Origin of the sequence: Jongsikchunia kroppenstedtii DSM 45133 (assembly GCF_000380485.1) — a bacterium.
Classification (GTDB): Bacteria; Actinomycetota; Actinomycetes; order Mycobacteriales; family Mycobacteriaceae; genus Jongsikchunia; species Jongsikchunia kroppenstedtii.
Genome location: NZ_AQYG01000043.1, coordinates 150,046 through 165,602 on the forward strand (window position 1 = coordinate 150,046; position 15,557 = coordinate 165,602).

14 protein-coding genes are annotated in these 15,557 nt (G+C 67.5%); 11 read left to right on the plus strand and 3 right to left on the minus strand.

Going from position 1 to position 15,557, the window contains the following annotated elements:
* Entirely contained in the window at positions 1–1,173 is a 1,173-nt protein-coding gene (locus tag G341_RS0107640; RefSeq protein WP_018178530.1) for an aminodeoxychorismate synthase component I, read from the minus strand.
* Between the two features lie 6 nt (positions 1,174–1,179).
* Complete coding sequence (gene metG / locus G341_RS0107645) at positions 1,180–2,763, minus strand: methionine--tRNA ligase (RefSeq protein ID WP_018178531.1); 1,584 nt, start codon at positions 2,761–2,763, stop codon at positions 1,180–1,182.
* Between the two features lie 57 nt (positions 2,764–2,820).
* Here metG and G341_RS0107650 point away from each other — a divergent pair, with 57 nt between their 5' ends.
* The 6 genes from G341_RS0107650 (at position 2,821) to G341_RS0107675 (ending at position 9,541) form a co-directional block, all read left to right on the plus strand.
* Positions 2,821–3,663 carry a PhzF family phenazine biosynthesis protein gene (locus G341_RS0107650; RefSeq protein ID WP_018178532.1) on the plus strand — a complete coding sequence of 281 codons (843 nt, stop codon included), beginning with the start codon at positions 2,821–2,823 and terminating at the stop codon, positions 3,661–3,663.
* A 22-nt stretch (positions 3,664–3,685) separates the two neighbouring features.
* Positions 3,686–4,543, plus strand: coding sequence for a TatD family hydrolase (locus tag G341_RS0107655; RefSeq protein WP_018178533.1), 858 nt, complete (start codon positions 3,686–3,688; stop codon positions 4,541–4,543).
* Between the two features lie 161 nt (positions 4,544–4,704).
* Positions 4,705–5,826, plus strand: coding sequence for a resuscitation-promoting factor (locus G341_RS23760; RefSeq protein ID WP_018178534.1), 1,122 nt, complete (start codon positions 4,705–4,707; stop codon positions 5,824–5,826).
* The gene (gene rsmA / locus G341_RS0107665) at positions 5,790–6,740 is read left to right on the plus strand and encodes a 16S rRNA (adenine(1518)-N(6)/adenine(1519)-N(6))-dimethyltransferase RsmA (RefSeq protein ID WP_018178535.1); all 951 of its coding nucleotides are present in this window, start codon (positions 5,790–5,792) and stop codon (positions 6,738–6,740) included. Before G341_RS23760 ends, rsmA begins: the two co-directional genes overlap by 37 nt.
* 11 nt (positions 6,741–6,751) lie before the next feature.
* Positions 6,752–7,666: a 4-(cytidine 5'-diphospho)-2-C-methyl-D-erythritol kinase gene (locus G341_RS0107670; protein WP_018178536.1), complete on the plus strand. Its 915-nt coding sequence runs from the start codon at positions 6,752–6,754 to the stop codon at positions 7,664–7,666.
* 75 nt (positions 7,667–7,741) lie between these two features.
* Entirely contained in the window at positions 7,742–9,541 is a 1,800-nt protein-coding gene (locus G341_RS0107675; RefSeq protein ID WP_018178537.1) for an ABC-F family ATP-binding cassette domain-containing protein, read from the plus strand.
* A 3-nt stretch (positions 9,542–9,544) separates the two neighbouring features.
* Here the strand turns inward: G341_RS0107675 and G341_RS0107680 are convergent, their stop codons facing one another.
* Positions 9,545–10,546 carry an enoyl-CoA hydratase/isomerase family protein gene (locus G341_RS0107680; RefSeq protein WP_026303385.1) on the minus strand — a complete coding sequence of 334 codons (1,002 nt, stop codon included), beginning with the start codon at positions 10,544–10,546 and terminating at the stop codon, positions 9,545–9,547.
* A 115-nt stretch (positions 10,547–10,661) separates the two neighbouring features.
* Here G341_RS0107680 and G341_RS0107685 point away from each other — a divergent pair, with 115 nt between their 5' ends.
* The 5 genes from G341_RS0107685 to G341_RS23470 form a co-directional block, all read left to right on the plus strand.
* Positions 10,662–11,291, plus strand: a complete 630-nt coding sequence (locus tag G341_RS0107685) for a TetR/AcrR family transcriptional regulator (RefSeq protein ID WP_026303386.1) — start codon at positions 10,662–10,664, stop codon at positions 11,289–11,291.
* Positions 11,292–11,304: 13 nt separating this feature from the next.
* The gene (locus G341_RS0107690) at positions 11,305–12,567 is read left to right on the plus strand and encodes an MFS transporter (RefSeq protein ID WP_018178540.1); all 1,263 of its coding nucleotides are present in this window, start codon (positions 11,305–11,307) and stop codon (positions 12,565–12,567) included.
* Positions 12,568–12,572: 5 nt separating this feature from the next.
* The gene (locus G341_RS0107695) at positions 12,573–13,850 is read left to right on the plus strand and encodes a type III PLP-dependent enzyme domain-containing protein (RefSeq protein ID WP_155826841.1); all 1,278 of its coding nucleotides are present in this window, start codon (positions 12,573–12,575) and stop codon (positions 13,848–13,850) included.
* Entirely contained in the window at positions 13,847–15,130 is a 1,284-nt protein-coding gene (locus G341_RS0107700; protein WP_018178542.1) for a D-arabinono-1,4-lactone oxidase, read from the plus strand. Before G341_RS0107695 ends, G341_RS0107700 begins: the two co-directional genes overlap by 4 nt.
* A gap of 154 nt (positions 15,131–15,284) precedes the next feature.
* Positions 15,285–15,557: transposase (locus G341_RS23470; RefSeq protein ID WP_018178543.1), on the plus strand; the 273-nt coding region annotated here is incomplete at its 3' end.

Genomic DNA, 15,557 nt, shown 5'->3' on the forward strand with positions numbered 1-15,557 from the left:
TTACGGCACGGTCGGCGACGAGGCCGCGAGCGCCAGGATGCTCGCGGCCTTGTCCCGGCACTCCTGCCATTCGCGTTCGGGGATCGAGTCGATGGTGATTCCGCCGCCGACGCCGAGCGCCGTGGACCCGTCGGGCGCAATCTCGACCGTCCGGATGGCGACATTGAGATCGATGCCGTCGGGCGTCGCGACTCCGATTGCACCGCAATAGAAATCGCGACCACGCTGTTCCCAGCCGCGCAGCAGTTCGAGGGCGCGCCGTTTCGGCGTGCCGGTGACCGAGGCGGGCGGGAAGGTGGCGGCCATCAGCTCGGTGTCGGTGGTGCCGGCCCGCAGCCGGGCCTGCACCATCGACACCAGATGCCAGACGCCGGGTGCCGGATGGATCGCCAGCAGCTCGGGAACCGTCACACTGCCAGGGACGGCGACGCGGCCGAAGTCGTTGCGGACCAGGTCGACGATCATGATGTTCTCGGCGACGTCCTTGACCGAGGCGCGCAGCTCGGCGGGATCGGCCGCGGCCGGCAGCGTGCCCTTGATCGGGCTGGACTCGACCCGGTCGCCGCGGCGGCGCACGAAGGTCTCCGGCGAGAACGACGCGATCGCACCCCAATCACCCTGCAGATAGGCCGATTTCACCGCCGACATGGTGTCGGCGCCGTCGGCGAAGAGGTCTATCGGGTTACCGGTCAGTGATCCGCGATAGGCGGTGCACACGCATGCCTGGTAGACCTCGCCGGCGCGGATGGCGTCCAGGCACTGCTCGATGGCGAATAAATGTGGTTGCTTCGGCGGCGGTGCCCAGTCGGCCGACCAGCCCGATCCGGCCGCACCCGTCAGTGCCGATCCCACCCAGTCGGGAACCGTTGTGGCGTTGACGGATTCGTACCACCAGCGGCCGTCTCGGTCGAGGCGCAGGATCTCGTCGGTGATGCCGCCGACGGCCGCGCCGTCGAATCGGTAGGCGCCGAACCACCACCCGGACAGGGCTTCTGGGATCGGCTCACCCTCGGCGATCGCGATCGACGGGGCGACCACCGCCGACGAACCGAGCCAGTCGCCGATCAGCGCGGCCGGAGGAGCGGCGCCGAGCTGCCGAGCGCGTTGATCGAGTGCGCGCAGGACCGCGGTCGCCGGTGCAGCGGGCCCGAGGTCAGTCGCGAACCGCGCCACGCGGCATCAGCCCTCCTCGGGCGCCACGTACCGGGGGAAGACCGGGCTGGGCTTGGGCAGCACGGCGCCGGCCGACAGGCGGTCGCCGATGGCGCTGAAGTCGCGTCGATCCTGCGGCACCTCAAGCAGATCCAGGATCTTGGCCGACGATTCCGGCATCACCGGCTGGGTCAGCAGCGACACGATGCGGACCACCTCGGCGCAGACATAGAGCACCACGCCGGTGCGGGCCAGGTCGGTTTTCGCGAGCTTCCACGGCTCCTCGGCCGAGATGTACCGGTTGGTCTCCGCGAGCACCTCCCAGATCGCCTCGAGCGCGAGATGCAGTGCCTGCTGGTCGAAATGCGCGCGTACCCGGTCGAGCAGACCGTCCGCGCGGGCCAGCAATGCGGTGTCGGTGTCGGACAGCTGCTCCGGCGCCGGCACCACCGAGTCGAAGTACTTGCCGATCATCGACAGCGTGCGCTGCGCGAGATTGCCGAATTCGTTTGCCAGGTCGGCATTCATCCGCGACACGATCGCCTCATGCGAGTACGAGCCGTCCTGGCCGTAGGGCACCTCGCGCAGGAAGAAATAGCGCACCGGGTCGACGCCGAACTCGTCCATCATCGCGTTCGGGTCGACGACGTTGCCGACCGACTTGCTCATCTTCTGGCCCTTGTTGAACAGGAAGCCATGGGCGAAAACGCGTTTCGGCAGTTCGATGCCCGCGCTCATCAGGAAGGCAGGCCAGTACACGCAGTGGAAGCGGACGATGTCCTTGCCGATGATGTGCAGATTCGCCGGCCAGTAATGCGCCAGTCGATCCTCGTCGTCGGGAAAACCGGCGCCGGTGAGGTAGTTGGTGAGTGCGTCGACCCAGACGTACATGACGTGTCCGTCGGCATCGGGGACCTTGACTCCCCAGTCGAAGGTGGTGCGCGAGATCGACAGGTCACGCAGGCCGCTGCCGACAAAGCTGACGATCTCGTTGCGCCGGGTGTCGGGTCCGATGAACTCCGGATGCTCGGCGTAGTGCGCCAGCAATTTGTCTTGGTAGGCAGAGAGTTTGAAGAAGTAGCTCTCTTCCTCGGTCCACTCGACCGGGGTCCCGGTCTCGGTCGCGATCCGAGTGCCGTCCTCGGCGACGGTGGTGTCGTCCTCGGTATAGAAGGCCTCGTCGCGCACCGAGTACCAGCCGGAATAGCGGTCGAGATAGATGTCGCCGTTGGCCTCCATGCGGCGCCAGATCTCTTGGCTGGCAACGTGATGGTCGGCGTCGGTGGTGCGGATGAACCGGTCGAACGAGCTGCCGAGCCGCTCCTGCAGTTGCTTGAACGCGGCCGTGTTGCGGGCGGCGAGCTCGGCGGTGTCGACGCCCTCGTTGCGCGCCGTCTGCCACACCTTCTGGCCATGTTCGTCGGTCCCGGTCAGGAAGAAGACGTCGAAGCCGTCGAGCCGCTTGAAGCGAGCGATGGCGTCGGCGGACGCGTACTCGTAGGCGTGCCCGATATGCGGGGCGCCGTTGGGGTATGCGATGGCGGTCGTCACGAAATAGCTGGGTTTGTCGGTGACGGTGGAGGCAGGGCCGTTGGACGCGGGCGTGTTCATGATCTGGCCAGCTTATCGGGATGCGCCGCTCGCGGTTCGGTGGGCACAATGTGCCGTATGGCTCCGGTGCAACGGGCATTCGCCCAGGTAGACGTGTTCACTTCCGGTCCGCTCAGCGGCAATCCGGTGGCGGTGGTGCTCGACGGCGACGGCCTGTCGACCGAGCAGATGCAGCGGTTCGCCAATTGGACCAACCTGTCGGAGACCACCTTCTTCTGCGCCCCGACCGAGCCGACCGCCGATTACCGCCTGCGCATCTTCACCCCGGGCACCGAGCTGCCATTCGCCGGACACCCCACGCTGGGCAGCGCTGCGGCCTGGCTCGCGATGGGCAAGGAGCCCAAGGGCGCCGACATCGTTCAGGAATGCGGGGCCGGTCTGGTGACGATCCGCCGCGACGGCGAGGACCTCACGTTCGCAGCGCCGCCGCTGGTGCGATCCGGTCCTCTGGATGCGGACACGCTGGGTCGGGCCGCGGCCGGTCTGGGGCTGTCGCCCTCCGACATCACCGCGTCGGCGTGGGTCGACAACGGCCCGGGCTGGCTCGGGCTGATGCTGACATCGGGGGAGCGGGTGCTGCAGTTGCAGCCGGACTTCGCCGCGATCGGCGATCTCATGATCGGCGTGATCGGGCCGTACCGGGACGGCTCGGATGCCCCGGACTATGAGGTGCGGGCGTTCGCCCCGGGGGTCGGCGTGCCGGAGGATCCGGTGACCGGCAGCCTGAACGCGGGCCTGGCGGTGTGGCTGCGCGGCGAAGAGCAGGTGCCCGATCGGTACGTCGCCGCGCAGGGTGCGGCGCTCGGCCGCGCCGGCCGGCTCCGGATCTGCGACGACGGCACCGATGTGTGGGTCGGCGGGGTCAGCGACATCACCATCACCGGCACCGTTCGTATATAGATAGCCACCTATAGTTCGGCACATGCCGCGTAAGCCCCTGCCGCCGGATCCGGAACCGCTCGCCCCGTTGATCGATGCGCATACGCATCTGGCCGCGTGCGGCGGCCGGGACGCGCAGTCGGTGGCCGAGATCCTCGATCACGCGGAACGGGTGGGCGTGCGGGCCGTGGTCACGGTGGCCGACGACATGGTCGACGCCCGCTGGGCGATCAAGGCGGCCGAATGGGACCCGCGCGCTTACGCCGCGGTCGCGCTGCATCCGACGCACGCCCACGAGCTGACTGATGACGCGAAGGCGGAGCTCGAGGCGATGGCCGCGCATCCGCGGGTCGTCGCGGTCGGCGAGACCGGGCTCGACTACTACTGGCCGGCCAGGTCGGACGACGCCGCGCCGATCGAGCAGCAGCACGAGGCCTTCGCCTGGCATATCGATCTGGCAAAGCAGGTCGGCAAGCCGCTGATGATCCACAACCGCGAGGCGGACAAGCCGGAGAGCGCGTCGTCTACCGCCGATCTGTTGGACATCCTGGAGCGCGAGGGTGCGCCGGAGACCGTGATCATGCATTGCTTCTCCGGCGATGTGGCGGCGGCCGAGGAATGCGTCCGGCGCGGCTATCTGCTGAGCTTCTCGGGCACCGTCAGCTTCACGAACGCCACGGTCCTGCAGGACGCTGCCCGGGTGGTCCCCGATGAGTTGCTGCTCGTCGAGACCGATGCGCCCTATCTGACACCGCATCCGTATCGGGGCCATCCGAATCAGTCGTATTGCGTGCCGTACACGGTCCGGGCATTGGCCGAAATCCGTGGCCAGACCGCCGAGCAGGTGGCCGAGATGGTGACCGCGAACGCCGAACGCGCCTATCGGATATCGACGGATTGAGGAAAATTAGCTGATAGCTAGCACTTGACCTGGGTTTTTACCGTTTCGTTTGGCAACCTTGCCTTTTCTCGTTATCGTACTGTGACCGTTCTCGATGGTCGCAGGCTGGGGCGCAGCTCCCCTCGACGAAGCAATGCCGTTAGACCAACAGGAATACACCCGTGTCTATATTCGCTCGACTCAACCATTCGACCTCCAACCTCACCCGCATCGCGATCGCGGCTCTGCTCGCCACCGTCCTGGTCGGCGGCATTCTCGCCGTGGTGATGTACAAGAAGGTGAGCATCGACGTCGACGGCAAGACGGTCACCCTCACCACGATGCGCAGCTCGGTGAAGGGGATCCTCGAAGAGGAGGGCTACAAGGTCCGCCACGGCGACATCGTCGAGCCGTCGGCGTCGGCATCGGTGAGCGACGGGCAGCACATCGTGCTGCGTCGGCAGAAGACCTTGACGGTGGATGTGGACGGCCAGAGCCGCACCATCACCACCAACGCCTCGACCGTGGATCAGGCCCTCGATGAGCTGGGTCTCGCGGCCCCGGCCAACGACGTCGAGCAGCCGCGGGCGGAGACCCTGCCGGTAGCCGGCGGTCAGCTGACCGTTCAGCTGCCCAAGGCGGTCAAGCTGGTCGACGCAACCGTTACGTCGTCGCCCGACCTCGGCGCGAGCAACGTCGGCGACCTGCTGGCTCGCCTGGGCGTGCCGCTGGCCCCGACCGACCAGGTCGAGCCGGACGCCAGCACCCCGATCACCGCCGGCATGACCATCGACGTCACCCGGATCCGGACCAGCACCGTGCAGCTCAACGAGCCGGTCGCGCCGCCGCAGATCAAGACCAACGACCCGAACATGATCAACGGTCGGACGAAGGTCACCGACCCCGGCAAGCCGGGCGAGCAGAACGCGACCTACGAGATCACCACGATCAACGGCAAGCAGACGGAGAAGAAGCTCGTCAACGCCGTCGTGCTCAGCCCGGCCGTGCCCGCCCATGTCACCGTCGGCACCAAGCCCGGCGCGCCGTTCGTGCCGGCCGGCAGCGTATGGGACCAGCTGGCGTCGTGCGAATCGACCGGCAACTGGGCCATCAACAGCGGTAACGGCTTCTACGGCGGCATCCAGTTCGACCAGAACACCTGGGATCGCTGGGGCGGCCAGGAGTACGCGCCCCGCCCGGACCTGGCGACGCGCGAGGAGCAGATCGCGATCGCGACGAAGACGCTTGCCGCCCAGGGCTGGGGCGCTTGGCCGTCCTGCTCGTCGAGGCTGGGTCTGCGCTGAACGACGACACAGACAACAAACCCAGGCTGCTCGGCCCCGCGGAGATCCGCGATCTGGCCGAGCAGCTTGGCGTCCGGCCCACGAAGACGCTGGGCCAGAACTTCGTTCATGACGCGAACACCGTCCGCAAGATCGTCGCGGCCGCCCGCGTCGGCGCCGACGACGTGGTGCTGGAGGTCGGTCCCGGACTCGGCTCGCTGACACTGCCGCTGCTGGGCGCCGCGCGCGAGGTGATCGCCGTGGAGATCGATCCGCCGCTCGCGCGACAGCTGCCGAAGACGGTCGCCGTCCAGGCGCCCGCACAGGCCTCGGCTTTGACGGTGCTCAACAAGGACGCGCTCGCGGTCTCGGCCGACGAGATACCCACGCCGCCCACGGCGTTGGTGGCCAATCTGCCCTACAACGTGGCCGTCCCGGTGCTGCTGCATCTGCTGGCCGAACTCCCGACCATCACGACCACGCTGGTGATGGTGCAGAAGGAGGTCGCCGATCGGCTGGCCGCCGGCCCGGGCTCGAAGATCTACGGCGTGCCGAGCGTGAAGGCGCGCTACTTCGGCACGGTCGCCACCGCCGGCACGGTCGGCCGCAATGTCTTCTGGCCGGAACCGAAGGTCGAGTCGGCCCTGGTGCGCATCGATCGTCATGCGCAGCCGCCGTGGTCCATGGACGAGCAGACCCGGCGTGCGGTGTTCGCCGTGGTCGACGCCGCATTCGCGCAGCGGCGCAAGACGCTGCGGGCTGCGCTGGCGGGGTGGGCGGGTTCAGCCGATCGGGCCGGGCGGCTGCTGGCCGAGGTCGGCATCGATCCGCAGCTGCGGGGCGAGCGGTTGGACGTCGACGGCTACGTGCGACTGGCGGCGGCTCATGCCGCGTCCGCGGAGCCGACCAGAGATAACAGCGGCCGCGGCCGTTAGGCTGTTACCTCGTGTTGTCAGCCAGCGGCGAGGTCACCGTCCGGGTCCCCGCGAAGATCAATCTGCATCTCGGTGTCGGTGATGCCCGCGATGACGGCTACCACGAACTGACCACCGTCTTCTCCGCCGTTTCGCTGTACGACGAGATCCGGGTGCAGGCCGCGGACTCCTTGACCGTGCGCACCACCGGCGATGGCGCCGTCGCCGAGCTGCCCACCGGAACCGACAACCTCGCCGGGCGGGCCGCGGAGATGCTCGCCGCGCATGTCGGGCGAGACCCGGACGTGGCGATCGACATCACCAAGCACATTCCCATCGCCGGCGGCATGGCCGGCGGCAGCGCCGATGCCGCCGGAACGCTGGTGGCGCTGGATCGACTGTGGCGCACCCGGGTTGAGTCTCGCGATCTACACGACATCGCCGCCCGGCTGGGCAGCGACGTGCCGTTCCTTCTGCACGGTGGTACGGCGCTGGGCACCGGCCGCGGGGAGAACCTGATGCCGGTGCTCTCGCGCGGCGAACTGCATTGGGTGATCGCGGTCGCCGGATTCGGGCTGTCGACCCCGGAGGTCTACCGCGAGCTGGACCGGCTGCGCGAGAACAACGATCAGCGCATCGGCAAGCCGGACGAGTTGCTGCAGGCGCTGGCCTCTGCGGATCCGCATCGGGTTGCGCCGTTGCTGGCCAACGATCTTCAGGCAGCCGCGGTGTCGCTGCAGCCGTCGCTGCGCCGGACCCTGCGCGCGGGTGTCGAGGCCGGGGCGTTGGCCGGTATCGTGTCGGGATCCGGTCCGACCTGCGTCTTCCTGTGCTCGGGGGCGCAGGCCGCGGTGAGCGTCGCCGCGGAGTTGGCGGGCGCCGGGGTGTGCAAGTCGGTGCGGACGGCCGCGGGCCCGATGCACGGAGCGCTGGCGGTGCATTCGTGAGCGAGCGCAGCGCGCGAACCATTCGGCACAGTGCCGTGGTGCCTCATGTGCGCCCGGAGCGAAGCGAGTACGTGCATGAGTAACCTGATCAGTGCCGAGAAGATCTCGAAAAGCTTTGGTATCAAACACCTTCTCGACGGCGTCAGCCTCGGCGTGCAGCGCGGCGACCGGATCGGCGTCGTCGGCCTGAACGGCGGCGGCAAGACGACGCTGCTGGAGATCCTGGCCGGCATCGAACCCCCGGACAGCGGTCGGGTCGCCCGGCTGACGGACCTGCGGATGGCCGTCGTCACGCAGCGCGGTGAGCTGCCGGACGGCGCCAGTGTCGGCGACGTGGTGCTGGGGGATCTCGGGGTCGACGAGCATGAGTGGGCCGGCGATGCCCGCATCCGAAATGTGCTCGCGGGCATCGGTATCGACGTGCTGGGTCTGGATACGTCGGTGAGCGATCTGTCCGGCGGCGAGCGGCGCCGGGTGGCGCTCGCCGCCGCGCTGGTGCGCGAGCTGGATCTGCTCATCCTCGATGAGCCGACCAACCATCTCGACATCGAGGGCGTGCAGTGGCTGGCCGACCATCTGGTCTCCCGTGGCAGCGCGCTGATCGTCGTCACCCACGACCGCTGGTTCCTGGACGCCGTCGCCACCCAGACCTGGGAGGTGCGCAGCGGCACCGTGGACGCGTATGAGGGCGGCTACAACGACTGGATCTTCGCCCGCGCCGAACGGGCCCGCCTCGCCGACGCCGCCGAGGAGCGCCGTCGCAACCTGGCGCGTAAAGAATTGGCGTGGTTGCGTCGCGGTCCGCCCGCGCGGACCTCGAAGCCGCGGTACCGGGTCGAGGCCGCCGAGAAACTGATCGCCGACGTGCCCGAGCCGCGAGACTCGGTGGCACTCACCGCGTTCGCCAAGCGCCGGTTGGGCCGGATCGTCATCGAACTCGAGGACGCTCGGCTGACCACGCCCGACGGCCGGGAGCTGGCCGCCGACCTCACCTGGCGGCTCACCCCCGGGGAGCGCGTCGGCCTGGTCGGTATCAACGGTTCCGGCAAGACGACGCTGTTGCGTGCCCTCGGCGGCGAGATCGATGTCGCCCCGGGACGGCGGGTGCAGGGGCAGACTGTCTCGATCGGCTGGCTGCGCCAGGAACTCGACGATCTGCCGACCGACCTGCGGGTGCTGGCCGCAGTCCAGGAGATCGCCGACCGGATCACGGTGGGCGACAAGGAGATCTCCGCCGGCCAGCTCGCCGAGCGATTGGGATTCTCGCCGGCCAAGCAACGCACGCCGGTGGGTGACCTGTCGGGCGGCGAGCGCCGTCGGCTGCAGCTGACGCGCATCCTGATGTCGCAGCCCAACGTCTTGCTGCTCGACGAGCCGACGAACGACCTCGATATCGACACCCTGCAGCAGTTGGAGGATCTGCTCGACGGCTGGGCCGGCACGCTGGTGGTGATCAGCCACGACCGGTACCTGATCGAGCGGATCTGCGACAGCACCTGGGCGTTGTTCGGTGACGGCAAGTTGACCAACCTGCCCGGCGGAATCGAGCAGTACCTGAAGCGGCGCAAGGAGATCACCGCATCCGGCGGTGCCGGCAAGATCGTCGCGTCGCCGACCGCCTCGTCGGCCAAACCTGAACCCGCCACGAAGCCACGCGATGCGGCCGCCGAGCGTGACGCGCACAAGGCGATGAAGCGTCTGGAGCGGCAGATCGACAAGCTCGATGAGCGCGAGGCGTCGCTGCACGATCAGCTTGCCGCGGCCGCCACGGACCCCGACAAGCTGATTGACCTCGGTGCCGAGCTCAAAACCGTTGTCGCCGACAAGGAGTCGGCGGAGGAGCAGTGGATGGACCTCGCCGAGGAGTGGAGCTGACCGCTATTCGCCGACGATCTTGGCGACCAGCGCGGCATCCACGTCGTCCAGGCTCGCGGGGTCGAAGCCCGGATTGCGATCCTTGTCGACCAGCACCGCCCGCACGCCCTCGGCGAAATCCGTTGTTGCCGTGATGTGTTCGGCTGCGTAGAGCTCGCGATCGAAGCACTGGTCCAGGCTGGACTGCCCACCGAGCTCGAGCATCCGGGCGGTGACCGCGAGGCTGGTCGGCGATGCGCCGGCCAGCAGCGCGAGCTGCTCCTGCGCCCACTCGTCGTTCGCACCCTGCAGCCCGCCGATGATCGCGGGAACCGAGACATCGTCGAAGTATGCGGCGATCTTGGACAGCGGGATGTCGGTGGGCGGTGGCACCTCGGCGTGTTCGCGCAGCACATCGCCGAGCGGCGCGCCGGAGCGAATGGCGTCGGCGACGGCCGGCAGTCGGTCGCTCGGTACGAAATGCGTTGCCAATCCTACGGTCACCGCGTCCGCGCCCCTGATACGCGCGCCCGTCAGTCCGAGCCACATGCCGATTCCCGCGGGCAGGCGCGGGAGGAAGTAGGTGGCGCCGATGTCGGGGAAGAATCCGATCGCGGTCTCCGGCATCGCGATCAGCGCCTTCTCGGTGACGACGCGGATCTCGCCGTGCACGCTGATCCCGAGCCCGCCGCCCATCGCGGCGCCGTCGATCAACGCGACGTAGGGCTTCGGATAGTTGGCGATCAGCTGATCGAGCCGGTATTCCGAGCTGAAGTAGCGGGTGATCGCCGCGGTGTCGCCGCTCATCGCGTTGTCGCGGATCGCGCGGATGTCGCCCCCGGCGCAAAAAGCGCGGTCGCTGGCCGAGGTCACGAGCACCAGCTCTACTGGGGGATCGTCGGCCCAATTAGTGAGGATGGGTAACATTTCATCAACCATTGTTTGGTCGAGGGCGTTGAGCGCCTGAGGTCGGTCCAGGATGATCTCACCGACACCGTGTGCAATTAGGGTCCGTATGAACGACATGCAGACACGGTATCGGCCTACTGTTCGTGTGGGCGAGGCAACACTATTCTGCTAATGTGAACAACTGTCTGGGTCAGATGACCTAGTCGGTTGCTTCGGAGAGGGGGGATTGTCAATGTCAAGAATTGCTGTGGAGGATCGGCGATCGCTGCTGCTTGATGCCGCTTTCCGGGTGATCGCGCGGAGCGGCGTAGAGGGTGCGACGACTCGCGCCATCTGCGGTGAAGCAAATATGGCGCAGGCCAGCTTCCACTACGCGTTCGAATCCCGCGACGAACTGCTCGCCGAGCTGGTCCAACGGGGGACGACGGCGGAGATGAGTGCCGTGAGCGCGCCACTGGTGTCGGAAGAGCTCGCCGAGGCGTTCGAATCGGGTGATATCCGGCTTGCGCTGAAGGCCGGGCTCAACGCCTATGTCGATCATCTGGTGGAAGATCCGGAGCGCGAACAGGCACTGCTCGTTCTCGCGCAGTACGCGCGACGTACCCCCGGTCTCGAGCCGATGGCGGCGCAGATGTACCAGCGCTATTACGAGATGGCCGAGATGCTGCTGATCGCCGGCGCCCAGACATGCAACGTCGACTGGGATACGCCGCCGGCCGAGCTGGCGCCGATCGCGATCGCCGCCACGGATGGCATCACGCTGGCCTATCTGGCCCATGGCGATCGCGCGATCGCCGACCGGATCGTCGACGAGACCGTGGAGACACTGCTGCGCCACATCCGCGAGACGCCGCGGGAGTGACGGTGCAGGCAGGATGAGCACGACGGTGCAGGGCCCGCCGCGGGCCGAGGTGTCATCGCGGTGGGTCGGTCTCTTCGCCGTTGCTTGGTTGGGGATTTGGCTCGCTCAGCTGACACCGTTTCAGCTGCTGCTGCCGCAGCAGATCAATCACTACCTGGGGATCGGCGACACGCTTCGCCAGGACAACTGGCATCACAGCCTGACTCAATTCGGTTTGGTCTCCGGGGTTTCGGCGATCTGCGCCCTGATCGCGTTCCCGCTCGCCGGCTCGCTGAGCGACCGCACCACAAGCCGTCTCGGTCGACGACGCCCCTGGATCATCGGCGGCCTGGTGGTGTTCGCCGTTGCCCTGGTCGTGCTCGGAGTGCAGAACACGTTGTGGGGCATCACGATCGGTTGGGCCGTCGCGATCACCGGCTTCTCCGTGTGCTCGGCCGCGCTGACGGCATTGATCAGCGATCAGGTGCCGGTGGAGCAGCGCGGCGTGGTGTCGAGCTGGGTGTCGGCGCCGCAGGCGGTGGGCGTCATCATCGGTATCGCCCTGGTCTCCGCACTCGGTGCCGGTCCGGTCCTGGGTTATACGCTGGCCGCGATCCTGTTGCTGGCGTGCGTCATTCCGTTCGTCATGTGGGTCAATGATCCGCCGGTGGACAACCATCTGCCGTCGTTGACGGTGCGCCGCCTGCTCGGCGAGCTCTGGATCTCGCCGCGCGAACAGCCCGACTTCGGCTGGACGCTGCTGGGCCGGATCCTGGTCAACATCGGCAACGCACTGGGCACGTCGCTGCTGCTGTTCTTCCTGCAGTTCGGTCTGCATATCCACGACCCCAACGGCCCGTTGCTGATCGTCACCGCGGTCTACATGATCTTCGTCATCGGAGCCGCCCTGGGTGGCGGCGTGCTGAGCGACCGGATCGGCCGCCGGAAGCCGTTCGTTCTGGCGGCCGGAGTCTGTCAGGGCGGCGCGGCGATCGTGATCGCCTGCGTGCAGAACCTGCCGGCGACAATGGTGGCCGCGGCGCTGCTGGGCGCGGGCTTCGGCTGCTTTCTCGCGGTCGATCAGGCGCTGGCGACGCAGGTGCTGCCGGATGCCGCGCATAGTGGAAAAGACCTGGGAATCATGAACATCGCGATGGCCGTGCCGCAGGCGATCGGTCCGCTGCTGGGTGCGTGGGTGATCGACGCGTTCGGGGGCTTCGCGGCCCTGTTCGTCGCATCGGCCGTGCTCGGAATAGCGGGCGGTGCCGCAGTGCTGCCGGTGAAGGGAGTCCGATGATGGAGATGACATCTGCGGCGGATCTGGACGCGCTGCTGGCCATCGATCCGCCGCGCGCCCGGCTCTGGGACAACGACCCGGGCCTGTACTGGGCGACGTTGGACGGCGCCACCTGGGGCCTGGACAATCCCGTTGCGGCCCTGAGTCTTCCGGCGCTGCGGCACAACATCGCCGACATCGCCGCCCGGGCCGGCGGTGTGCCCATCCGCGTGGCATCGAAATCGCTGCGGGTGCGGCCGATCATCGACGCGCTGGTGCGACTCGACAATGTCGTCGGCGTACTGGCCTATGACCTTGCTGAGGCGATCTGGCTGGCGACCGATACCGGCGATCGGGCGGGCATCGACGACGTGCTGCTCGGTTATCCCACCGCGAATCGCGGCGCGATCGGCGATCTGTGCGCCAATCCGCAGGCGCTGCAACGCGTCACGCTGCTCGTCGACAGCATCGAGGAGCTCGACCTTATCGACTCGGTCTGCCCGCCGGGCTCCCGCGACGAGATCCGAATCGCGATCGATCTGGACGCGTCGCTGCGTCTGCCGGGCGTGGGCGATCTCGGCGTGCTGCGCTCGCCGATTCACACGCAGGGCGAGGCGGTGTCGCTCGCCAGCGCGATCGTCGCGCGCGCCGGCTTCCGGCTGGTCGGCGTCATGTCCTACGAGGCGCAGGTCGCTGGAGTCGGCAACGATGTCCCTGGAAAGACGTTGGAGAATCACGCGATTCGGGCGATGCAGGGCTATTCGATGCGGGAGCTGCGGCATCGACGCAGCCGGATCATCGACGAGATCGGGCAGCTGGCCGACCTGGAGATGGTGAACGCCGGCGGCACTGGGTCGATCGAGGCGACCGCCAAGGATCGGTCCGTCACCGACATCGCCGTCGGCAGCGGCTATTTCGGCGGCCATCTGTTCGACAACTATCAGCATTTCCAGCCCGCGCCGGCGGTCGGTTTCGGACTCGCCGTGGTGCGCAAGCCGCGTCGAGACGTGGTCACCTGTCACGGCGGCGGCTGGATCGCGTCCGGCCCGCCCGGCGTCGACCGGCTGCCGCGGGTCGTCTGGCCAGCCGGCCTGGAGTACCAAGATCGCGAGGCGGCGGGCGAGGTGCAGACACCGCTGCGCGGCGAGGCGGCCATCGGAATGCGGGTGGGCGATCGGGTCTGGTTGCGGCACACAAAGTCCGGTGAGCTCAGTGAGCGAATCAATTCAATGACTCTGGTCGATGACGACGCGGCGGTCGGCGAGGCGCCGACCTACCGCGGCGAGGGAAAGGCGTTTGTATGAAGTGGCAGAACTGGGGCCGCACGGAGTCGGCGGCGCCGGCTCACGAGCCGACGCCGAGCAGCGTCGAGGAGATCGCCCAGATCGTCACCACCGCCGCCAAATCGGGCAGGACGGTCAAGACCGCCGGTGCCGGGCATAGCTTTTCTGGTATCGCCGTTCCCGGTGACACGCTGCTGCGCCTGTCGAACCTTCGCGGACTGATCGGTGTCGAGGGCAATCGCGCGACGTTCCGGGCCGGCACACACCTGTACGAGATCCCGGCCCTGCTGGCGCCGTATCAGCTGGCGATGGCCAATCTCGGCGATATCGACAAGCAGACCATCGCCGGCGCGACGTCGACCGGCACCCATGGCACCGGCCTGAACTTCGGCGGCATCAGCACCCAGATCGCGGGTATCGAGCTGGTCGATGGCGTCGGCGAGGTCCGGACCATCACCGAGGGGCCCGAACTGCAGGCGGCCGCGCTGGGTCTGGGTTCGCTCGGCGTCATCACCGCGATCACGCTGGAATGCGTGCCCGCCTTCTCCATCGAGGCGGTCGAGGGGCCGGCCAAGATCGGCGACGTGCTGGCCGACCTGGACCGCTCGATCAACGAGACCGATCATTTCGAGTTCTACTGGTTCCCACATACCGAGGCGGCACTGACCAAACACAATCGGCGGCTGCCCGCGGATGTGCCGGCATCCGGGCCGAGCAAGCTGCGTCGCTACATCGATGACGAGCTGCTGAGCAACCACATGCTCGCAGGCGTCTGCCGCGCGGCGGCACTGGCACCGGTGATCGTCCCGGCGGTGAACGAGGTCTCCGGAAATGCGTTGTCGCACCGGACGATCGTCGCGCCGTCGACCGAGGTCTTCGTGAGCGACCGCAATGTGCGTTTCCGTGAGATGGAGTACGCGATTCCGCTCAACAGTCTCGCCGAGGCGTTCGATGGAGTGCGTAAGGTCATCGACGACAAGGGCTATCGCGTCAGCTTCCCGATCGAGGTGCGGGTGGCCGCGGCCGATGATCTGATGCTGTCGACGGCGTCCGGTCGCAAGAGCGCCTACATCGCCGTGCATCGCTACTACCGCGACAAGCCGGACAACTACTTCCGCGACGTCGAGGCCGTGATGACGAAGCTCGGGGGCCGGCCGCACTGGGGCAAGATGCATACCCGCGACGCCGACTACTTCCGCTCGGTGTATCCGCGCTTCGACGAATTCCTGGCGGTCCGTGATCGTTTCGACCCGAACCGGGTATTCGCGAACGACTACTTGCGCACCGTACTGGGCGACTAGCTGGTGCCACCTGAACGACCGGCTGTGTTATGACGAAGGCACGCAAGGGAAGGCGCCTTAGCGTGCCGTCGTCAACCTCGCCGGATCGTCCAGCTGATCACCAGCTAGGGCGTGTCTCCTAATGATTGGGTGATCGGTCGCTGATGATCGGTGGATGAGTTCTAGGTGTGAGTCGCTCAGTGATGCGCAGTGGGAGCGGATCGAGCCGTTGTTGCCGTCAAACGTTGGGCGGCAAGGGCGTCCGTTCTGCAACAACCGGCAGGTTGTCGAAGCGATCATCTATCGATACCGGACCGGGATTCCGTGGCGTGACCTGCCGTCGGAGGTGTTCGGGCCATGGCAGACGGTGTGGAAACGGCACCGCCGTTACGCCGAGGACGGCACCTGGGACATCGTTCTTGCCGAGGTACTGGCCGATGCTGACGCG

What these genes read in the sequence shown, in the direction of transcription:
- metG (WP_018178531.1), bottom strand. Translation starts at nt 2,763, where the DNA reads ATGAACACGCCCGCGTCCAACGGCCCTGCCTCCACCGTCACCGACAAA.
- G341_RS0107650 (WP_018178532.1), top strand. Translation starts at nt 2,821, where the DNA reads ATGGCTCCGGTGCAACGGGCATTCGCCCAGGTAGACGTGTTCACTTCC.
- G341_RS0107655 (WP_018178533.1), top strand. Translation starts at nt 3,686, where the DNA reads ATGCCGCGTAAGCCCCTGCCGCCGGATCCGGAACCGCTCGCCCCGTTG.
- G341_RS0107675 (WP_018178537.1), top strand. Translation starts at nt 7,742, where the DNA reads ATGAGTAACCTGATCAGTGCCGAGAAGATCTCGAAAAGCTTTGGTATC.
- G341_RS0107680 (WP_026303385.1), bottom strand. Translation starts at nt 10,546, where the DNA reads ATGTCGTTCATACGGACCCTAATTGCACACGGTGTCGGTGAGATCATC.
- G341_RS0107685 (WP_026303386.1), top strand. Translation starts at nt 10,662, where the DNA reads ATGTCAAGAATTGCTGTGGAGGATCGGCGATCGCTGCTGCTTGATGCC.
- G341_RS0107690 (WP_018178540.1), top strand. Translation starts at nt 11,305, where the DNA reads ATGAGCACGACGGTGCAGGGCCCGCCGCGGGCCGAGGTGTCATCGCGG.
- G341_RS0107695 (WP_155826841.1), top strand. Translation starts at nt 12,573, where the DNA reads ATGACATCTGCGGCGGATCTGGACGCGCTGCTGGCCATCGATCCGCCG.
- G341_RS0107700 (WP_018178542.1), top strand. Translation starts at nt 13,847, where the DNA reads ATGAAGTGGCAGAACTGGGGCCGCACGGAGTCGGCGGCGCCGGCTCAC.